The following is an 18109-nucleotide window of genomic DNA, read 5'->3' as shown; positions in this document are numbered from 1 at the left end:
GAACCCGGAAGTTAAGCCCTCCAGCGCCGATGGTACTGCATGGGAGACTGTGTGGGAGAGTAGGACACCGCCGGACTCATATTAGGAAGGCCCCGCCGTTCACGGCGGGGCCTTCCGCATTTTCGGGACACGACGCCTGAGCGGCCGAGGCGGGATGGCCTACCGTGGTCAGCTGGTTGCGGTGGTGATCCCGAGGTAGTGGGCTTTGCGCGTGGTCCTTGTGGTGGTGCTGCCGCAGCGGCAGTATCGGGCCGAGACGGGGCCGGCCGACCGGGGGCGGGGCCGGATGCGAACGGAGAGAGATGGTCAGGCGTACTTTTGTCGGCGCGTCCGTCGCCGCCGTGGTCGTGGCGGGGACGGTGACCTATGTGGTGGCCGGCGGTTCCGGGGCCACGACGTCCCCGAAGGGCCAGGCGCAGGCCGTTGATCCGGGGCGCGTATACCGGTATGGGTTGCGGGATCTGCCCGGCAGCACCGCCGCGAAGAAGGTCGTGGGAATGCCGGCGGCGTCCACGCAGCCGTTCAGCTTGGTCGGCGTGACGTGGGAGAAACCGCGCTCGGAACTGCACGGGACGGTCCGCCTCCGCACGAGGGACCAGGCGACCGGGAAATGGTCCGACTGGCGGGCCGTGGAACCGGACACCGACGACGTGCCCGACGCCCAGGCGGGCGAGAGGTCCGGGACGAGCGGGCTGTGGGTCGGTCCGTCCAACGGCGTCGAGGTGCGGGTCGCGGGGTACGGCAGGACGCTGCCGCCGGGGCTGCGGGTGGACCTCGTCGATCCCGGTTCGGGGACGACCTCGTCCACCGGCGGGACGGGCGGGAGCGAGAGCGACCAGCCCAGAGCGGCGGGGCAGGGCGGGAGTGATGTCCGCCTGGCGGCGGCCACCGCGCCCGTCGAGACGCCGCCGCCCAGCGTGCCGGCGCTGAGCCTGCAGGCGGCCGCCGTGGCGGTGGCGCCGCGGCCGGCGATCGTGTCGCGGGCGCAGTGGGGCGCGGACGAGAAGCTGGTCAAGGAGCCGGTGCAGTACGACGCGTCGGTGAAGGCCGTCTTCGTGCACCACACCGACACCGGCAACTCCTACACGTGCAAGCAGGCGCCGTCGGTGGTCCGGTCGATCTTCCTGTACCACGTGAAGAGCCTGGGCTGGAACGACATCGGCTACAACTTCCTCGTGGACAAGTGCGGCACCATCTACGCGGGCCGCGCGGGCGGTCTGGAGCGGCCGGTGCACGGGGCGCACACCTACGGGTTCAACACCGACACGACCGGGGTCGCCGTCATCGGGACCTACACCGGCAAGACGCAGAAGCCGGCGGGGGTCGCGCCGACGCAGGCGGCGCTGACCGGCGTCGCGAAGGTCGCCGCGTGGAAGCTGAGCCTGACGGGCGTCGACCCGGCGGGGAAGACGACGCTGACGTCCAACGTGAAGGACGGGAAGTACCCGTACGGGAAGAAGGTGTCGTTCAACACGATCTCCGGGCACCGGGACGGGTTCGCGACGACGTGCCCGGGCGACCAGCTGTACGCCAAGCTCGGTGCGATCCGCACCGCCGCGAAGAAGCTCGTCACCCCGTCGGTCGCGGCGACGCTGACCGGTGCGACGAACGTGAGCGGCCGGTACTACACCAAGAGCACGGTGACGGTCGGATGGAAGCCGGCCGCGTCCACGACGTACCAGGTGCTCGTCGACGGCAAGGCAGTGGCGAAGCCGGCGGAGGGCGCGACGTCCGCCGAGGTGACGCTGGAGCCGGGCACGCACAACATCGTGCTGCGCGCCGCGTACGGGAACGGCGGCACCGCCGACTCGCCCGCGTACACGGTGGTCGCGGACGTGACCAAGCCCGTCTTCGCGACGCCGCCGGCGCTGGCGCTGCGGAAGGGGACGGTGGATCCGGCCGCGGTGCCCGTCACGCTCGGCTGGAAGGCCACGGACAACGCGCTGGTGCAATCGGTGAAGGCGACCTCGCCGGCGGCGAAGACGTTCGCGGGGACGACGACGAGCTGGGCGGCGACGGCCAAGCCGGGCGCCGCGCAGTCGTGGTCGCTGACCGCCGCCGATGCCGCGGGGAACGCCGCGACGGCGGCGACGTCCCAGAGCGTCGCGCTCATGCCGGAGGGCCAGTCGCAGCGCACCGGGTCCTGGAAGAAGACGACGAACAGCCACTACCTCGGCGGGTACGGGCTGTACAGCAGCGCCAAGGGCGCGAGCGCCAGCTGGACGTTCACGGGGCGCAGCGCGGGCCTGGTCGTCAAGCGGGCGACGAACGTGGGCGCGGTCGTCGTCTACGTGGACGGTGTGAAGGCGGGCACGCTCGACACCCGCGGCTCCAAGCTCGCGTACCGGCAGCTCGTCTGGACGCGGGCCTGGAAGGGCAGCGGCAAGCACACCATCAAGGTCGTCGTCGCGGGGACGTCCAAGCGGCCGACCGTCTGCATCGACGGGATCGCCTACCTGCCCTGACGCGGCGGACACCGAGACACCGAAGGGCCCGGCGTGCGCGACGCCGGGCCCTTCGGCCTGCTCGGACGGTCAGATCTCCTCGCCGGCGAGGACCGCGTCGGCGTCGACGATCCGGTAGGCGTAGCCCTGCTCGGCGAGGAAGCGCTGCCGGTGGGCGGCGTAGTCCTGGTCGAGGGTGTCGCGGGCGACGACGGCGTAGAACCGGGCGCCCTGCCCGGACGCCTTCGGCCGCAGCAGCCGGCCGAGGCGCTGCGCCTCCTCCTGCCGCGACCCGTACGCGCCCGACACCTGGACGGCGACGGACGCCTCCGGCAGGTCGATGGAGAAGTTCGCGACCTTCGACACGACCAGCACGTTGATCTCGCCGGACCGGAACGCGTCGAACAGCCGCTCGCGCTCGCGGACCCGCGTCTCGCCCTTGATGACCGGTGCGTCCAGCAGCGCGCCGAGCTCGTCGAGCTGGTCGATGTACTGGCCGATGACGAGGAGCTGCTCGCCCTTGTGCCGGTCGACGAGCGCCTGGATCAGCTTCGTCTTGGTGTCGGTCGTGGCGCAGAAGCGGTACCGCTCCTCCGGCTCGGCGGTGGCGTAGGCGAGCCGCTCGGAGTCGGTGAGGGTGACGCGGACCTCGACGCAGTCGGCGGGCGCGATCCAGCCCTGCGTCTCCATGTCCTTCCAGGGCGCGTCGTAGCGCTTCGGGCCGATGAGGGAGAACACGTCGCCCTCCCGGTTGTCCTCCCGGACGAGGGTGGCGGTGAGGCCGAGGCGGCGGCGGGCCTGCAGGTCCGCGGTCATCCGGAAGATCGGCGCGGGCAGCAGGTGGACCTCGTCGTAGACGACGAGCCCCCAGTCGCGGGCGTCGAACAGCTCCAGGTGCGTGTAGACGCCCTTCCGGCGCGTCGTCATGATCTGGTAAGTGGCGATGGTGACCGGCCGGATCTCCTTCTTCGTGCCGGTGTACTCGCCGATCTCGTCCTCGGTGAGCGAGGTGCGCCGGATCAGCTCCTGCTTCCACTGGTGCGCGGAGACGGTGTTGGTCACGAGGATCAGCGTGGTCGCCTCGGCGCGGGCCATCGCGGCGGCGCCGACGATCGTCTTCCCGGCGCCGCACGGCAGGACGACGACGCCGGACCCGCCGTGCCAGAACGCCTCGGCGGCGTCGCGCTGGTAGGAGCGCAGCTCCCAGCCGTCCTCGGCGAGGGAGATGGCGTGCGCCTCGCCGTCGACGTAACCGGCGAGGTCCTCGGCGGGCCAGCCGAGCTTGAGCAGCGCCTGCTTCAGCGCGCCGCGCTCGCTCGGGTGCACGGCGACGGTGTCGTCGGCGACCCTGTCGCCGATCATCCCCTTGACCTTCTTGGCGCGCAGCACCTCCTCCAGGACCGAGCGGTCCGAGGAGGCCAGCACGAGGCCGTGCACGGGGTGCTTCTCCAGCCGCAGCCGCCCGTAGCGCGCCATCGTGTCTGCGACGTCCACCAGCAGCGCGTGCGGGACGGGATAGCGGGAGTACTTGATCAGGGTGTCGACGACCTGCTCGGCGTCGTGCCCGGCGGCGCGGGCGTTCCACAGCGCGAGCGGCGTGACGCGGTAGGTGTGGACGTGCTCCGGTGCCCGTTCGAGCTCGGCGAACGGGGCGATGTCCTTGCGGCAGGCGCCGGCCAGCTCGTGGTCGACCTCCAGCAGCAGGGTCTTGTCGGATTGGACGATGAGCGGACCGTCGGTCAATGCAGAAGCCCCCGTCGATGATCGCGATGGCTCGTCCGGACGCCGTGCACGCTACCCGAGGCGTGCCGGCTCGTCGCGCGTTCCGGACGGGACCGCAGGGTTCAACGCCCGATCCGTCCGGGATATTGCGTCAGGCGTGGCCGAGCGCGCCGCAGACGGAGGCGAGCAGGCCGGGGAAGCGGGCTTCGAGGTCGTCGCGGCGCAGCGAGAGGAGGTTCTCGCGGCCGTGGGGGCGCTGCCAGATGACGCCGCTGTCGCGCAGGACGCGCCAGTGGTGGGTGAGCGTCGACTTGGAGATGTCGTCGAGGATGCTGCCGCAGCTGTGCTCCCCGCCGTCGGCGAGGACGCCGACGATGCGCAGCCGCAGCGGGTTGCCGAGGGCGGCGAGGACGTTCTCCAGCAGGATCTGGTCCCGGTCGGGGTGCTGGGCGATCATGCGGGCCAGTCTACGCGACGGTACGACAGTACGTATATTGACGAACAGTTGGACTGTACGACAACATTCGAACAGTCATGACCGATCCTCCGAGAGGCACCGTTCGGATGTCCGTACCCGACCAGCGCCGGACGGCCGGGAGCCTCGCGCTCCTCGCCCTGGCGCAGCTGATCTTCTCCCTCGACCTCAACATCGTCTATGTCGCGCTTCCCGACATCGGCGCCGACCTCGGCTTCTCCGGCCAGACCCAGCAGTGGGTGATCAGCGCCTACGTGGTGCTGGCCGGCGGGTTCCTGCTGCTCGGCGGGCGCGCCGCCGACCTGCTCGGACGGCGCCGGACGTTCGTCGCCGCCCTCACCGTCTACGCGCTGTCCTCGCTCGCGGGCGGGCTCGCCGGCGCCCCCGGCGTGATCATCGCGGCGCGGGCCGTGCAGGGGATCGGCGGGGCGCTGCTGCTCCCGTCCACGCTGTCGCTGCTCAACACGCTGTTCGAGGAGGGGCCGCGCCGCAACCGGGCCCTCGCGGTGTGGGGCGGCGCCGGGGCGAGCGGGCTGACCGTCGGCGCGCTGCTCGGCGGCGTCCTGACGCAGGCGTTCGGGTGGCCCGCCGTGTTCTTCGTGAACGTCCCGCTGGCCGGGCTCGTCGCGGTCGCGGCGCTGTTCGTGATCCCCGACGACCGGCGCGGCGCCGTCCGGGAACGGCGCAGGTTCGACCTGCCCGGCGCCCTGACCGTGACCGGCGGCGCGACGCTGCTGGTGTTCGGGCTCGTCCAGGGGCCGGAGGCCGGCTGGACGGACCCGCTGATCATCGGGGCGTTCGCCGTCGCCGCCGTGCTGCTGGCCGCGTTCGCCGCCGTCGAGGCGCGCGGCGCGGACCCGCTGATGCCGTTCGGGCTGCTGCGCAACCGCAGCCTCGTCGTCGGCGTCGCGACCACGTTCGTGTTCATGGGGACGTTCGGCGCGCTGCCGTACTTCCTGACCGTCCTGTTCCAGAACGTGCACGGGTACTCGGCGCTGGAGACGGGGCTGGCGTTCCTCGTCCCGTCCGTGGCGATCGCCACCGGCACCCAGCTCGGCGAGCGGATGGTGGGACGGCTCGGGACGCGGCCGACGCTCGTCACCGGGTTCGCCGCCGGAGTCGCCGGCACCGCGGCGCTCGCCGCCGGGTTCGCCATCGGCGCCGCGTTCCTCACGACCGTGCCGGGACTGGTCGTGTCCGGCGTCGGGCAGGGGCTCGTCTGGACGGCGATGTGGATCGCCGCGTCCACCGGCGTCGCGCCGGAGCGGCAGGGCGTCGCGAACGGGATGGCGTCGACCGCGCTGAACCTCGGCAACGCGATCGGCCTCGCCGTGCTGACCGCGGTCGCGAACGCCGGGACGGGCGGCCGCACCGGCGACCTGCTGCGGGCCGCGATCGCCGACGGGAGCCGCACCGCCGTGCTGCTCGCCGCCGCGGGCATGGCCGCCGGGACGCTCGTCGCGCTCGCGCTGCGCCGCCCGCGCGCCGCCGCGCCCGTCCCGGCTCAGACGCCGCCGGTCGAGGTGTAGTCCGAGTCGCTGGTGACGATGAAGGCCACGTACACGATCAGGAGGATGATGCCGATGAGCACCGACGCCGCGAACAGCGACCAGCTCCAGATCGTCAGCCGCCGCGCCGACGCCGGGTCGGTCTGCACGCGGCCGAGGGCGAGCGCGCCCGTCACGATGCCGGGGATGGCGACGATGTTGCAGCACAGCAGCGCCACGACGCAGTTGCAGACCAGCGCCGCGATCGCCGAGCCGTTGCTCGCCGGCGCGTGCGGGACGCCGGGCGGCCCGTACGGGCCGTAGGCGCCGCCGTCGTCCCACCCCGGCGTCCCGCCGTAGCCGCCCTGACCGCCGTACGGGTCGTGCCAGCCGGGCGGCACCCCTCCGTATCCGCTCACCGGTCGCCTCCTCGCGCTTGAGGGCACGGTACCCGCCCGATAGGACACATGGTTGGACAGATCGGGCGGCCCGGTGGTTCCGTGCGGCCGGACCCGGACGGATCAGGCCTCGTCGTCCAGCTCGGCGACGCCGGTGATGCGGTGCAGCGCGAACCGGTGCACCGCGGCGCGGGTCGCGTCGTAGCCGGTGAGGAAGCCGCCCTCCACCCGGACCGGCTCGACGATCCGGCTGGACGCCTGGCCCTGCTGGTCCAGGTAGCCGATCCACACCCGGCCGCCGCGGTCGACGGCGCCGCGCAGCCGCTCGATCGTCGCCATCGCCGGGGACCGGGGCGGCTCGCCGGACGGGGCGTCCGCGCGCAGCCGGGCCTGCTCGGCGCCGTGCCGGGACGCCTCGTCGCCGGCCCGCAGCGCGCGCACCGCCGCGGAGATCATCGAGGCGTCCGCGGTGTCGTCCGGGCGCAGCCGGACGATCTCGGCGGTCGGCGGCGGCTCGGCGCGCTGCGCGTCCGGCCGCGTCACGATCACGCCGCCGCCCGGCGACTCGGCGACCGGCGCGAGGCCCATCGCGCGCAGCCCGTCGAGCAGCTCGCCGCGGTGCAGGCTGGACGCCAGCACCGTCGGGGCGAGCCGGTACAGCCGCAGCGCCGCCGCGCGGCGGTCGGCGAGGATCTCGTCGAGCGTGCCGGCCGAGTCGGTCCGCACGTAGGAGGCGAGGGAGCCGACGCGCAGGTGCCCGTGCCGGCGCGCCACGTCGTCGATGAGGTAGGTGAGCGGCTGCGGCAGCGGCGTCGCCGAGTGCCGGGCCAGCAGGCCGCTGACGTCGTCGGCGGTGCGGCCGGCGTCCAGGGCGCGGCGGATCGACTCGGGGGTGAACCGGTACACGGTCGCGCCGCCGGTCGACTCGACGTCGGCGGCGAGCGCCAGCTCCCGGCTCAGCTCGGTGACCAGCGGCCCCGGCGCGACCGCGGTCAGGTCGGCCTGGATGAGGATCCGGTCGACCGGGTCGGGCAGGTACTTCTCCAGGCCGGGCTCGGGGTCGTCGCCGGCGAGCAGGTCGCGGGCGAACGGCGCGAGCTCGCCGAACCCGGTGAGGCCGAGCGCCGCGGCCTCGCGCAGCGTCCAGCCGACGAGCCGGTCGCGGGCCGGGCCGCCGCGGCGGGGGCGCAGCCACGCCAGCCGGGCCCGCAGCGCGTCGGCGTCCACCGGCGTGCCGCGCTCGGCGCCGGCGAGGATCTCCAGCGCGGCGCGCCGGGTCGCGGGGGCGCTGCTGCGCACCATCGCCTCGCTCAGCGCGTTGATCAGCCGGTCCCGGTCGTCGCGCTCCCCGGCGAGCCCGGCGGCCCGGTCCGACTTCAGCCAGCCGCGCGCCAGCTCCGTCCAGCGGCCCGCGGTGTCGCGCATCAGCCACAGGTCGTAGGCGGGGGTCGGCAGCCACTCGCCGTCGAGGTCGCCGCTGCGGGTCAGCAGGCCCGCCGCGTACGCGACCTCGACCAGCAGCGCCGCCTTCCACTCCGGGACGTCCAGCAGCGTCGCGGCGTTGCGCAGGTCGCGGACGGCGAGGCCGCCGCTGCGCAGCACCGGCGGCGGCTCCAGCCCCCAGCGCTCCAGCAGCTCCTCGATCAGCCGGACCCCGTTGAACGCCTCGCCGGCGGCGGCGCGGACGACCATGTCCTCGCCGCGGGGCGCGCCGGACGGCTCCTGGCCGAGCGGCGGCGGCTCGGCCTGCAGGTCCTGGAACAGCCGGCCGCCGCGCAGATGCAGCGCGACCTCCCGGGGCAGCGTGACCGTCCGGTCGTCCTCGGCGGCGAGGAGCCCGCGCGCGAGGAGGCGCTCGATCGGGGTGGCGGCGGTGTCGACCCGGACGGGACGGCGCGCGTCGGCGACCCGTCCCACCGGCGGGCCCCAGGCCAGCGCGTCCAGCGCGGACCGCGCCTCCGGGCCGGCCGCCTCCACCAGCGGCGCCGGGTCGGCGAGCAGCTCGGCGAGCCGGCGCAGCAGCCGCGCCGCGTCGGCGAACCCGCGCGGCGCCTCGTCCTGCAGATCGGTGACGAGCTCGGACAGCCGCTCGACGGGGTACCCGGCGAAGACCTCCTGGACGGGCGGGCCCAGCCCCGCCGGATGCGGCAGGCCCTGCCGGACGCCCGGCGCCGCGTTCAGCGCGCCGCCGCCGTTCCGCCACACCAGCCCGAACCGCAGCAGCCGCTCGACGGCGTCGCCGACCAGCCCCGGGGCGGCGCCGAGCGCGGCGGCCAGCGCGTCCGGGAGCACCGGCGGCGGCACGACGAGCACCGCCTCCAGCACCGCAAGCGTGAACCGGTCGAGCCGGTCGAGGGCGCGGGAGACCGCGGCGGGCGTCGCGGCGCGCGCGGCGAGCGCGGTCAGGTCCGCGGGGACGGGCGCGAGCAGCTCCGGACGCGCGGCCAGCAGCGCGCGAAGCTCGTCGTCGCCTCGCGCGCGGAGCCAGTCCGCATACGATTCCATGCCGTTCGCCACCTTAGTGTCGCGGGCGCCCCGGCTCGCCGCGCCCCGGCGACGGCGCGTTCGCGCATGTCGGGACGCTGCGGGCGGGACCCTCCCAGGGTAAGAGGCGCGACGGTGCGGCCGGTGCGGCACGCGGAAGGCGGCCGGTGCGGCACGTGAGAGGCGGCCGCGGCACGTGGAGGAACGCGTGCCGGACACGCCGTCCGGCGCGGTACGGGAACGGCCGGGAACGGCGGGTCAGGACGCCGGCGTGCGCTCCAGGTTCACCAGGCCGAGCCCGAGCCGGGCCCAGCTCTCCACGAACCGCTTCTCGTCGATCCGCGTCGGCGGCTCGTACATCGACTCGTTCGCCAGCCAGTAGTTGACGACGGCGCCGCCGAGGATCGAGGCGACCGCCGCCCAGTCCTCCTCGGCGCCCGCGTACTCCGGCTGCTGCGACAGCCAGGTCGCGATCCCGTCGTACAGCGGGTTGACGATGCCCTCGCGCATCTCCGCGACCAGGTTCGGGAACTGGTCGAGGTCGCGGAACAGCACCCGGATCAGGTCCTGCTCCTCGCGCATCTTCGCCAGCCCCGCCTGGCAGGTCATCCGCAGCCGCACCTCGAGCGGGCGGTCCGCGAAGACCTCCGCATGGTCCAGCACGGTGCTGATCTGCTCGCGGGTCCGCTCGATGTGCTCGCGGATGGCGGAGGCGAGCACCTCCTCCTTGGACCGGAAGTGCCGGTACAGGCCCCCCGCGCCGGGCGACAGCCCGGCCGCCGCCTCGATCTCGGCCACCGAGGTCGCCGCGTAGCCCCGGTCCGCGAACAGGCGGAGCGACTCGCTCACGATCCGCTCGCGCGTAGATGTCGTCATGGTGATGAATTCCTCCGGAAGAACAGTAAGGCATGTTGGACCTGCGGGCCCCTGCCGCGCCCCGGCGCGCCCGAATTCGTGACGCGCCTCGCCCCGCCCCGGGGGCGACTAGAGTTCGATGCCCCGCGCCCCTGTGCCGGAAGGGGCGTCCCCGGAAGGGTCGACGATGTTCATGTCTCCGCGGAAGGCGGCCGACGGGGCCTTCCTCCCCGAGGACTTCGTGGTGCCCACGCTGGTCGCCGGACCCCGGTTCCAGATCCGCCCGATCACCGTGCACGACGTCGTCAAGGACTACGGCGCGGTGATCGGCAGCCTGGACCGGCTCGCCGGCCGGTTCGGCCCGGAGTGGGGCTGGCCGGACCGCGAGTTCACCTTCGAGCAGGCGCTGATCGACGTCGCGTGGCTGCAGAAGGAGGGCCAGCTGCGCCGCTCCTTCAGCTACGTGGTGAACACGCCGGACGGGGAGCGGCAGCTCGGCCGCATCCACGTCGCCCCGTCCGGCGAGCCCGGCGCCGACGCGGTCGTGGTGTTCTGGGTCCGCGCCGACGAGGAGGACACCGCGCTGGAGAAGGACCTGGAGGACTTCGTCCGCGAATGGGTCACCACGGCGTGGCCCTTCGACGTCGTCCGCTTCCCCGGCCGGTGACCCCGGTGCTCCGGTGACCTCGGTGTCCCCGGCGGATCAGGCGGCGCGGCGGACGAGGGCCACCACGATCCGCCCGATGACGAGGTAGACCAGCGCCGCGAGGCCGTAGTTGACGGCCACGCCGACCTTGGCGTTGTCGGGCTGGAAGACGTCCTTGAACTGCCAGGCCAGCTCGTCCGCGCGGGCGCCGAACCAGTGCACGAGGTCGTTGCCGGTGTTGGCGTCGAACACCACGAACAGGATGTGGAACGCGAGGACCAGCACCACGACCGTCGTCACGATGGAGATCACGGCGGCGATCAGGTCGACGGTGCGCTTGCGGGCGGCCGCGGCGGAGGCGGCGAACGGCCGCCGGGACCGGCTGTCGCCCGGGTCCAGGCGCGTCCCGGTCATGGCGTGCCGGGCGGTCGTGCCCGTGCCCGCGGGTTCGGTGCGGCCGGGGTCCGGCCTCACCGGTTCCTGCGCGCCCACCGTGCGGTCGGTGTCGTCTGCCCTGTTGTCTGCCATGGGGCGCCCTCCTTCGCCGGGCCGGCCTGCGGCTGCTCGTCCTTGGGGTCCGGGTGGCTCGTTCGAGCCCTACGTTTTTCCTGGTCACGCGGTTTTCGGCAGGGGGCGCGGGTATCACCACGGCACGGGCGGCCGCCCGGAACCCGGCAGACCAGACCGGGCCGGGCACGACAAGGTCCCCGCGCCAAGAGTTCCCGCGCTCTCCTACTCGGATCCCGTCGCATCGCCACTACCGGGAGAGCGCGGGTACTTGCGTCCGGGCCCGTGCGGCCCGTTCCGTCCCGCGCGCGCCCCGGCGTTGGCAATCGCTCCATACCGGACCTTTACCCTGTGAAGCGTGCTGGACCTTGATTCGCCGAAGATTCCCCGTCCGGATGGTGCCGGATTCTCCGTCGGCTTCGACCTCGACCTCACGCTGGCCGACACGCGTGCCGCCATCGCCGCCGTGTACACCGCGATGGCGGCGCAGACCGGCGTGGCCATCGACACGGACCTGGTCCTGCAACGGATCGGCCCGCCGCTAGAGGTCGAGATGGCCTACTGGTTCCCGCCCGAGCGGGTGCCCGCCATGATGGATCTCTACCGGGAGATCTACCCGGACGTGGCGATCCCCGCGACCGGGCTGATGCCGGGCGCGGTCGCGGCGCTGGAGGCCGTCCGGTCGGTGGGCGGACAGGTCGTCGTGGTGTCGGGGAAGAACCAGCGCGACACCGAGCGCACCGTGAGCTTCCTGGGCCTGGACGTGGACATCGCCGTCGGCGGGCTGTTCGGCGCCGACAAGGGCACCGTGCTGCGCGAGCACGGCGCGCGCGCCTACATCGGCGACCACACCGGTGACGTGGACGCGGCGCGCGCCGCGTCCGCCGTGGCCGTCGGGGTCGCGACCGGCGCGTTCGACTCCGCCGCGCTCACCGCCTACGGCGCGGACGTCGTCCTTCCCGACCTGAACGCCTTCCCGGGGTGGCTCGCGGAGTTCGCGGCCGCCTGACCGCCGTCCGCGGGTGCCGGGCCGGGCGATATCGGGGTGCCGCGGGGGCGATGTCCGGGATAGCTTCATCCCGTTGCCCCAGGGGCTTCGCGGGGGGGTCCCGGCATGTTCCCCGGTATCCGGCGAGGCACTAATCTTGGGGTCGATTCAGGACGATTACCGAACGAGGTATCCCGTGCCGACTGGCAAGGTCAAGTGGTACGACTCCGACAAGGGGTTCGGCTTCCTCACCCGCGACGACGGCGGTGAGGTCTTCGTGCACTCCTCGGCGCTGCCGGGCGGCGTGACGGCGCTGAAGCCGGGCCAGCGCATCGAGTTCGGCGTGGTCGAGGGCCGGCGCGGGCAGCAGGCCCTGCAGGTGCGCGTGCTGGAGAGCCTGCCGTCGGTCGAGCGGACCATCGCCAAGCAGCGGCGCAAGAAGCCGGACGAGATGGTCGTCATCACCGAGGACCTGATCAAGCTGCTGGACGGGATCTCCAACACCTACCGGCGCGGCAAGCACCCGGCCCCGGCCGAGGCGAAGAAGATCGCGACCGTGCTGCGCGCGGTGGCCGACGACATCAGCGCCTAGCCGGGCGCGCGCATCCGGCCGTGGGCGTCGTCCTTGACGGCGGCGCCCGGGTCGGAGCGGACGCGGCGGCGCGCGCCGGCGCGGCGGGTCAGCAGCAGGCCCAGCGACAGCGCGAGCGCCGCCGCGACGATGGCGAGCGCGACGCGGCCGTCGGCGACGATCGACATGCCGAGGCCGACGAGCCCGCCGACCACCCAGGCGAGCTGGTGCAGGGTCTCGGTCACCGCGAACGTCGACGAGCGGACCTCGTCGCCGATCTCCCGCTGGACGACCGCGTCCATCGACAGCTTGCCGAGGACCTGGCCGAGTCCGGCCGCGAGCGCCACCGCGAGCGCGGCCCACAGGCCGAAGAACAGCGCGCTGACGGCCGTCACGGCGGTGACGGCGGCGAGCGTCGCGGTGACGATCAGCCGGGGCGCCCGCGCCTTCATCCAGGCGCCGAGCGCGGTGCCGACGAGGCCGCCGGCGCCGGCGAACGCGGCGAGCAGGCCGAGCGCGACGTTGTGCGACACCGGGTCGAACCGCTCCTGGCGCAGCAGGAACGCCAGGTAGAGCACCAGGAAGCCGGACAGGGCGCGCAGCACCGCGTTCGCCTGCATCGCTTCCGCGACGACCGGGCCGACGCGCGGCAGCGTCCGCCAGTGCCGGGCGGGCGCGGCGGGTTCGTCGGCCGCGGCGTCGGGTGCGTCCGCGTCGGGGGGCTGGGCGGTGTCGGGCAGGTCCACGTGCTTGGGCAGCCGCATCGCGAACACGATGCCGAGCAGGAACACCGCCGTGCCGATGCGCAGCACCCAGCCGGGGCCGATCAGCACGGCGAGGCCCGCGCCCGCCGGGGCGGCGACGGACGAGGCGACCAGCCCGGCGAACGAGGCGCGGGCGTTCGCCGTGACCAGCGTGATCTCGTCCGGCAGCAGCTGCGGGGTGACCGCGGCGCGCAGCACCCCGAACGCCTTCGAGGTCACCAGCACGCCGAACGCGGCGGGCAGGAACGTGACCGGGTCGTTGTGCGCGACGGCGCCCGCCATCCCCCAGCACAGCAGGCCGCGCACCGCGAACGTCGCGGCGACCGCGTACCGGCGGGCGTGCCGCATCCGGTCCAGCGCCGGCCCGATCAGCGGCGCGACCAGCGCGAACGGCGCCATCGTGACCAGCAGGTACAGGGCGACCTGGCCGCGCGCCTGGTTCACGTCCAGGCCGAAGAACAGCGTCCCGGCGAGCGCGACGGTGACCAGCGCGTCGCCGGCCGAGTTCAGCGCGGACGCCTCGATCAGGTCGCCGAGGCCGCTGCGCCCGGCGCCGCGCGCGTGCGTGACGCGCCGGGTGAGCCGGCCCGCGCCGGACACCGCCGAGCGCATGCCGCGCAGCGTCCTGCCCGCGCCGCTCGCACCGGCGCGCACGGAGCGTCGCAGTCCCATCGCGCCCTGTTCTCTCCTCGCGGGGTCCGTGCCGGTCCCGGCCCGTCGCGGCCCGCCCGGCCGCTTGATTGAGGGTACGTTCCCCTTCGGCGGGCCGGATCACCTCGCGCCCGCCGCGGGCCCGCGTGTCCGGTCATGCCCCGTGATGCGCGAGAATCGAGGGGTGAGCCCAACGCGTCAGTCCAGCCCCGCGCGTACCGCCGCCGCGCCCACCGCCTCCGGGTCCGCCCGCCGGGCCCGGCCGCCCGCCGTCGACCCCGCCTGCGCCGAGGCGGTGGACCTCGCGCGGACGGCCGCCGAGGAGACCGCCCGCCCGGCGCCGGTCGGGGAGCACCTCGGCCTGCGCGCCGAGGGCGACCGGGTGGTCACGCACTATTTCGCCGCGCTGGACCCGGCCTATGTCGGCTGGCGCTGGGCCGTCACGGTCACCCGCGCCGCCCGCGCCAAGATCGTCACGGTGAGCGAGTGCGTGCTGCTGCCCGGCGACGACGCGCTGCTCGCGCCGGAGTGGGTGCCGTGGCTGGACCGGCTGCGGCCCGGCGACCTCGGCCCCGGCGACCTGCTGCCGACCGCGCCCGACGACGTCCGGCTCACCCCCGGCTACGCGCAGGTCGACGACTCCGCCGAGCGCGAGGCGCAGTGGGAGCTCGGCCTCGGCCGCGCCCGGGTGCTGTCGCGCGAGGGCCGCGACGAGGCCGCCGCCCGCTGGTACGACGGCGTCGCGGGGCCCCGCGCGCCGATCGCCGCGTCCGCGCCCGCGCAGTGCTCCACCTGCGGGTTCTACGTGGCGCTCGCCGGCGGCCTGCGGCAGGTGTTCGGCGTGTGCGCCAACGAGTACGCCCCCGACGACGGGCGCGTGGTGTCCGCCGACCACGGCTGCGGCGCGCACTCCGAGGCCGTCAACCTCCCGGCGGCGTCCGAGCACAACCCGCCGGTGATCGACGAGCTGGGCTACGACGTCGTCCCGGCGGCGGCCGAGGAGGCCGAGCCGCTGGACGACGAGGCGCTCGGGCACAGCTGATCGCGACGAGACCGGATCGGGGGCGCCGCCCGTCCCCGCGACGAGCCGCGGCCCGCGCGGCGAGGTGGTGACGGCGGTGGCCCCGGATCCGTTCGGCACGCGCGTGCTGCGCGAGCGCGTCCTGCGCGCCTGGGAGGAGTCCCCGGCGCGGTTCCGCGAGGACGCCAACACCGAGGAGGACCACGCCCTCGGCGGCTACCGCGACCGCGTGGTCATCGAGCTGGCGCAGAACGCGGCGGACGCCGCGCTGCGCGCCGCCGTGCCGGGGCGGCTGCGGCTGGCGCTGCACTCCGCCGGCGCGGTCCTGACGGCGGCCAACACGGGCGCGCCGCTGGACGCCGCGGGCGTCGAGGCGCTGTCGACGCTGCGGGCGTCGGCGAAACGCGACGACGCGGGCGCGGTGGGGCGGTTCGGCGTCGGGTTCGCCGCCGTCGTGGCCGTGACGTCCGCGCCGTCGATCGCGTCGCGCACGGGCGGGGTCGCGTGGTCGGAGGAGCGGGCCCGGGAGCTGGCGGGCGGCCTCGCCGGGGTCGCGGACGAGCTGGCGCGGCGGGAGGGCCGGGTCCCGCTGCTGCGGCTGCCGTTCGCGGCGGACGAGCCGCCGGAGATCCCCGGCGGGTTCGACACGGTGGTGCGGCTGCCGCTGCGGGCGGGTGCGGCCGAGTCCGTGCGGCGGCAGTTGGAGCAGGTGGACGCGGCGCTGATGCTGGCGTTGCCCGCTCTGGAGTCCGTCGAGATCGACATCGACGGGGACGTGCGCGTGCTCTCCGCGGAGCGGCGCCAAGCGGGCCTGGTCGTCGTCGACGGGCAGGCGTGGCGGACCGTCGAGGCGCATGGGGCGACGCCTGGAGAACTGCTAGAGGACCGGCCCGTGGAGGAACGGGCGCGCGCCTCATGGCAGGTCCGGTGGGCGCTGCCTGAGGACGGGCTGCCCGACGGCACGCCCGCTGTACTGCATGCGCCCACGCCCAGCGATGAGCGGCTCGACCTGCCGGCGTTGCTGATCGCGTCGTTCCCGCTCGCCCCCGACAGGCGGCATGTCGCGCCTGGGCCCTTGACCGACTTCCTGGTGGCTCGTGCCGCTGAGGCTTATGTGGAGCTGCTCAAGGCGCGTCCTGCAGAGCCCCGGTTGCTCGACCTTGTGCCCGGGCCTGTGGGCGCAGGGGAACTGGACGCGCAGCTACGGCGGGCCATCCGCGAACTGCTCCCGGAAGCGGCGCTGCTCCCGGTTCCCGACGACCCTGAAGGCCGCCGCATGCGCGGCCGGGACGCCGTTGCGCTGGACGCCCCCGCCGCGTTCCTGGACCTGCTCGCGGGCCGTGCCGGCGACGAGGCCGTCGTCGGCGGGCTGCTGCCGCCCGGCTGGCCCGCGCGCAGCCCGGCGCTCGCCGCGCTCGGCGTCCGCCGCGTCGAAATCGCCGACGTCGTCGACGAGCTGGCCGCTGTGGACCGCGGACCGCGCTGGTGGCACCGGGTGTACGAGGCGCTCACCGAGGCCGCCAGGGACGCCCTGGGGGCGCTCCCGGTGCCACTGGCGGGAGAGACGGGGCGGCTGGTGCGCGGGCCGCGCGGCCTGCTCGTCGCGGACGGTGTCGACCCGGCGGGCCTGGACGCGCTCGGGCTGCGGTTCGTGCACCCCGAGGCCGTGCACCCGCTGCTGCTGCGGCTGGGCGCGGTCGAGGCGGGCCCGCGGGCGGTGCTCGCCGACCCGGCGGTGCGGGCCGCGGTCGACGACTCCTTCGACGCCGAAGACCCCGGCGCGGTCGCCGAGGCCGTGCTGGGCCTGGTCGCGGCGGCGCGGCTCGACCCGGGCGACGAGCCGTGGCTGTCGGAGCTGGCGCTCCCCGGCGACGACGGCGATCTCTACCCGGCCGGCGAGCTGCTCCTGCCGGACAGCCCGCTGCGCACCGTGATGGCCGGGGACGCGCCGTTCGGCGTCGTCGCCCCGGAGGCGCTGGAGCGGTGGGGCGCCGAGACCCTCGCCGCCGCCGGCGTGCTGGACGGCTTCGCGCTCGCTAGCGCCGAGGACGTGAACCTGTCCGGCCTGGTGGACGAGGCCGAGACCCTCGATCTCGACGACGAGGACCGGTGGGCCGACGACGTCCTCGAACGGATCGGCCCGCAGGAACTGCCGCCGCTCGTGCCCGAGTTCCAGGCCGTCCGCGACCTGGAGCTCGTCGACGACTGGCCGGGCGCGCTGCGGCTCCTGGCCGCGCCGCCATGGCGGTCCGCGATCGTGGAACCCGCCCATGTCGCCCTGTACACGGGACACCGTGCCGTTGTGGCGTCCTACACGGCGTGGTGGCTGAGCCACCGCCCCATCCTGGACGGCCGTAGGCCGGGAGAGTTCCGGCTAGAGGGGGACGAGGCGCTCGCAGGGCTCTACGACGTCGCGCCTGAAGGGTTCGACGAGCAGCTACTGCTGGCCTTGGGCGTCCGTACGTCCCTGCCCGATCTGCTTGCGGAACCCGGTGGAGCGCAGGAACTCCTCGACCGGATGGGCGATCCGGAGCGCGCCGTCAGCCGCGTCCAACTAGGCGGCCTGTGGACGGCCCTCGCCGACGCCGACGTGACCGTGGAACCGCCCGAACACGTGCGCGCGGTCGTGGACGGCGCGGTCGAGGTCGTGGACGCTGCGGACGCCCTCGTCCTGGACGGCCCCGACGTCCTGCCGCTCCTGGCGGGCCAGCCACTCGTGATCGCCGCGCAGGGCCGGGATACACGGCTCGCCGAACTGCTCGACCTCCCCTTGGCCGGCGACGAGGTGCCGGGCGCGGTGGAAACGGCCGGAGAGAAGCGGCCCGTGCCGGACGCCGTCCGGGCCGTCCTGCCGGACGCACCGGACACCTACCTCGCGCACGAGCGGCTCATGGTCGACGGCCAGGACGTCCCATGGTGGACGCGGGACGGCGAGATCCACGCGAGCGGGACCGGCGGCCTCGCGCGCGCGCTCGCCTGGGCCTGCGGGGACTGGGCGGCCAGGCTCCTCGCCGAGGCCGTCCTGCGCGACCCGGACGCCCTGCCCGTCCTGCTGGCCGAGGACGACCTGGAGCCCTAGAGCCGTAGAGCCTGGAG

Annotated in this window: 14 protein-coding genes and 1 rRNA gene; 8 read left to right on the top strand and 7 right to left on the bottom strand. The window is 74.6% G+C overall.

Annotated features, from left to right (window positions below; translation table 11 throughout):
• Positions 1–76 (top strand): 5S ribosomal RNA (gene rrf / locus J4709_RS44255); the annotation flags it as partial.
• A 226-nt stretch (positions 77–302) separates the two neighbouring features.
• Positions 303–2465 (top strand): N-acetylmuramoyl-L-alanine amidase, encoded by a 2163-nt coding sequence (locus J4709_RS44250; RefSeq protein ID WP_208251237.1) that lies wholly within the window; start codon positions 303–305, stop codon positions 2463–2465.
• A 69-nt stretch (positions 2466–2534) separates the two neighbouring features.
• On the opposite strand, the gene J4709_RS44245 is transcribed toward J4709_RS44250, so the two are convergent.
• Both J4709_RS44245 and J4709_RS44240 read right to left on the bottom strand, forming a co-directional pair.
• Complete coding sequence (locus tag J4709_RS44245; protein WP_208251235.1) at positions 2535–4187, bottom strand: DNA repair helicase XPB; 1653 nt, start codon at positions 4185–4187, stop codon at positions 2535–2537.
• A 130-nt stretch (positions 4188–4317) separates the two neighbouring features.
• Positions 4318–4623, bottom strand: coding sequence for an ArsR/SmtB family transcription factor (locus tag J4709_RS44240; RefSeq protein ID WP_208251234.1), 306 nt, complete (start codon positions 4621–4623; stop codon positions 4318–4320).
• 107 nt (positions 4624–4730) lie between these two features.
• On the opposite strand from J4709_RS44240, the gene J4709_RS44235 reads away from it, so the two are divergent.
• Positions 4731–6170, top strand: coding sequence for an MFS transporter (locus J4709_RS44235; protein WP_208251232.1), 1440 nt, complete (start codon positions 4731–4733; stop codon positions 6168–6170).
• Here the strand turns inward: J4709_RS44235 and J4709_RS44230 are convergent.
• From J4709_RS44230 to J4709_RS44220, 3 genes are all read right to left on the bottom strand, one after another.
• Complete coding sequence (locus J4709_RS44230; protein WP_208251230.1) at positions 6146–6547, bottom strand: hypothetical protein; 402 nt, start codon at positions 6545–6547, stop codon at positions 6146–6148. The genes J4709_RS44235 and J4709_RS44230 overlap by 25 nt on opposite strands.
• Positions 6548–6649: 102 nt before the next feature.
• The gene (locus J4709_RS44225) at positions 6650–9031 is read right to left on the bottom strand and encodes a helicase-associated domain-containing protein (RefSeq protein ID WP_208251229.1); all 2382 of its coding nucleotides are present in this window, start codon (positions 9029–9031) and stop codon (positions 6650–6652) included.
• A gap of 237 nt (positions 9032–9268) precedes the next feature.
• A complete protein-coding gene (locus J4709_RS44220) occupies positions 9269–9886 on the bottom strand; it encodes a TetR/AcrR family transcriptional regulator (RefSeq protein ID WP_208251228.1) in 618 nt (205 codons plus the stop codon).
• Between the two features lie 172 nt (positions 9887–10058).
• Here J4709_RS44220 and J4709_RS44215 point away from each other — a divergent pair, with 172 nt between their 5' ends.
• Positions 10059–10532, top strand: a complete 474-nt coding sequence (locus J4709_RS44215) for a GNAT family N-acetyltransferase (protein WP_232384965.1) — start codon at positions 10059–10061, stop codon at positions 10530–10532.
• A gap of 36 nt (positions 10533–10568) precedes the next feature.
• Here the strand turns inward: J4709_RS44215 and J4709_RS44210 are convergent, their stop codons facing one another.
• Positions 10569–11039 carry a hypothetical protein gene (locus tag J4709_RS44210; protein WP_208251227.1) on the bottom strand — a complete coding sequence of 157 codons (471 nt, stop codon included), beginning with the start codon at positions 11037–11039 and terminating at the stop codon, positions 10569–10571.
• A gap of 337 nt (positions 11040–11376) precedes the next feature.
• Between J4709_RS44210 and J4709_RS44205 the strand changes: the two genes are divergently transcribed.
• Both J4709_RS44205 and J4709_RS55200 read left to right on the top strand, forming a co-directional pair.
• Positions 11377–12027, top strand: coding sequence for an HAD family hydrolase (locus tag J4709_RS44205; protein WP_307802071.1), 651 nt, complete (start codon positions 11377–11379; stop codon positions 12025–12027).
• Positions 12028–12202: 175 nt separating this feature from the next.
• Positions 12203–12598, top strand: coding sequence for a cold-shock protein (locus J4709_RS55200; protein WP_173096655.1), 396 nt, complete (start codon positions 12203–12205; stop codon positions 12596–12598).
• On the opposite strand, the gene J4709_RS44195 is transcribed toward J4709_RS55200, so the two are convergent.
• Positions 12595–14013, bottom strand: coding sequence for an MFS transporter (locus J4709_RS44195; protein WP_232384964.1), 1419 nt, complete (start codon positions 14011–14013; stop codon positions 12595–12597). The genes J4709_RS55200 and J4709_RS44195 overlap by 4 nt on opposite strands.
• Before the next feature lie 274 nt (positions 14014–14287).
• Here J4709_RS44195 and J4709_RS44190 point away from each other — a divergent pair, with 274 nt between their 5' ends.
• Both J4709_RS44190 and J4709_RS44185 read left to right on the top strand, forming a co-directional pair.
• Positions 14288–15034: a DUF3027 domain-containing protein gene (locus tag J4709_RS44190; protein WP_307802072.1), complete on the top strand. Its 747-nt coding sequence runs from the start codon at positions 14288–14290 to the stop codon at positions 15032–15034.
• Positions 15035–15101: 67 nt separating this feature from the next.
• Entirely contained in the window at positions 15102–18092 is a 2991-nt protein-coding gene (locus J4709_RS44185) for a sacsin N-terminal ATP-binding-like domain-containing protein (RefSeq protein ID WP_372442237.1), read from the top strand.
• Positions 18093–18109 lie beyond the last annotated feature (17 nt).

The sequence above is a fragment of the Actinomadura violacea genome (genome assembly GCF_017573465.1).
In the GTDB taxonomy this organism is placed as follows: domain Bacteria; phylum Actinomycetota; class Actinomycetes; order Streptosporangiales; family Streptosporangiaceae; genus Spirillospora; species Spirillospora violacea.
Note: the sequence above shows the minus strand (reverse complement) of the source record. Positions and strands in the feature narration are given on the sequence as shown.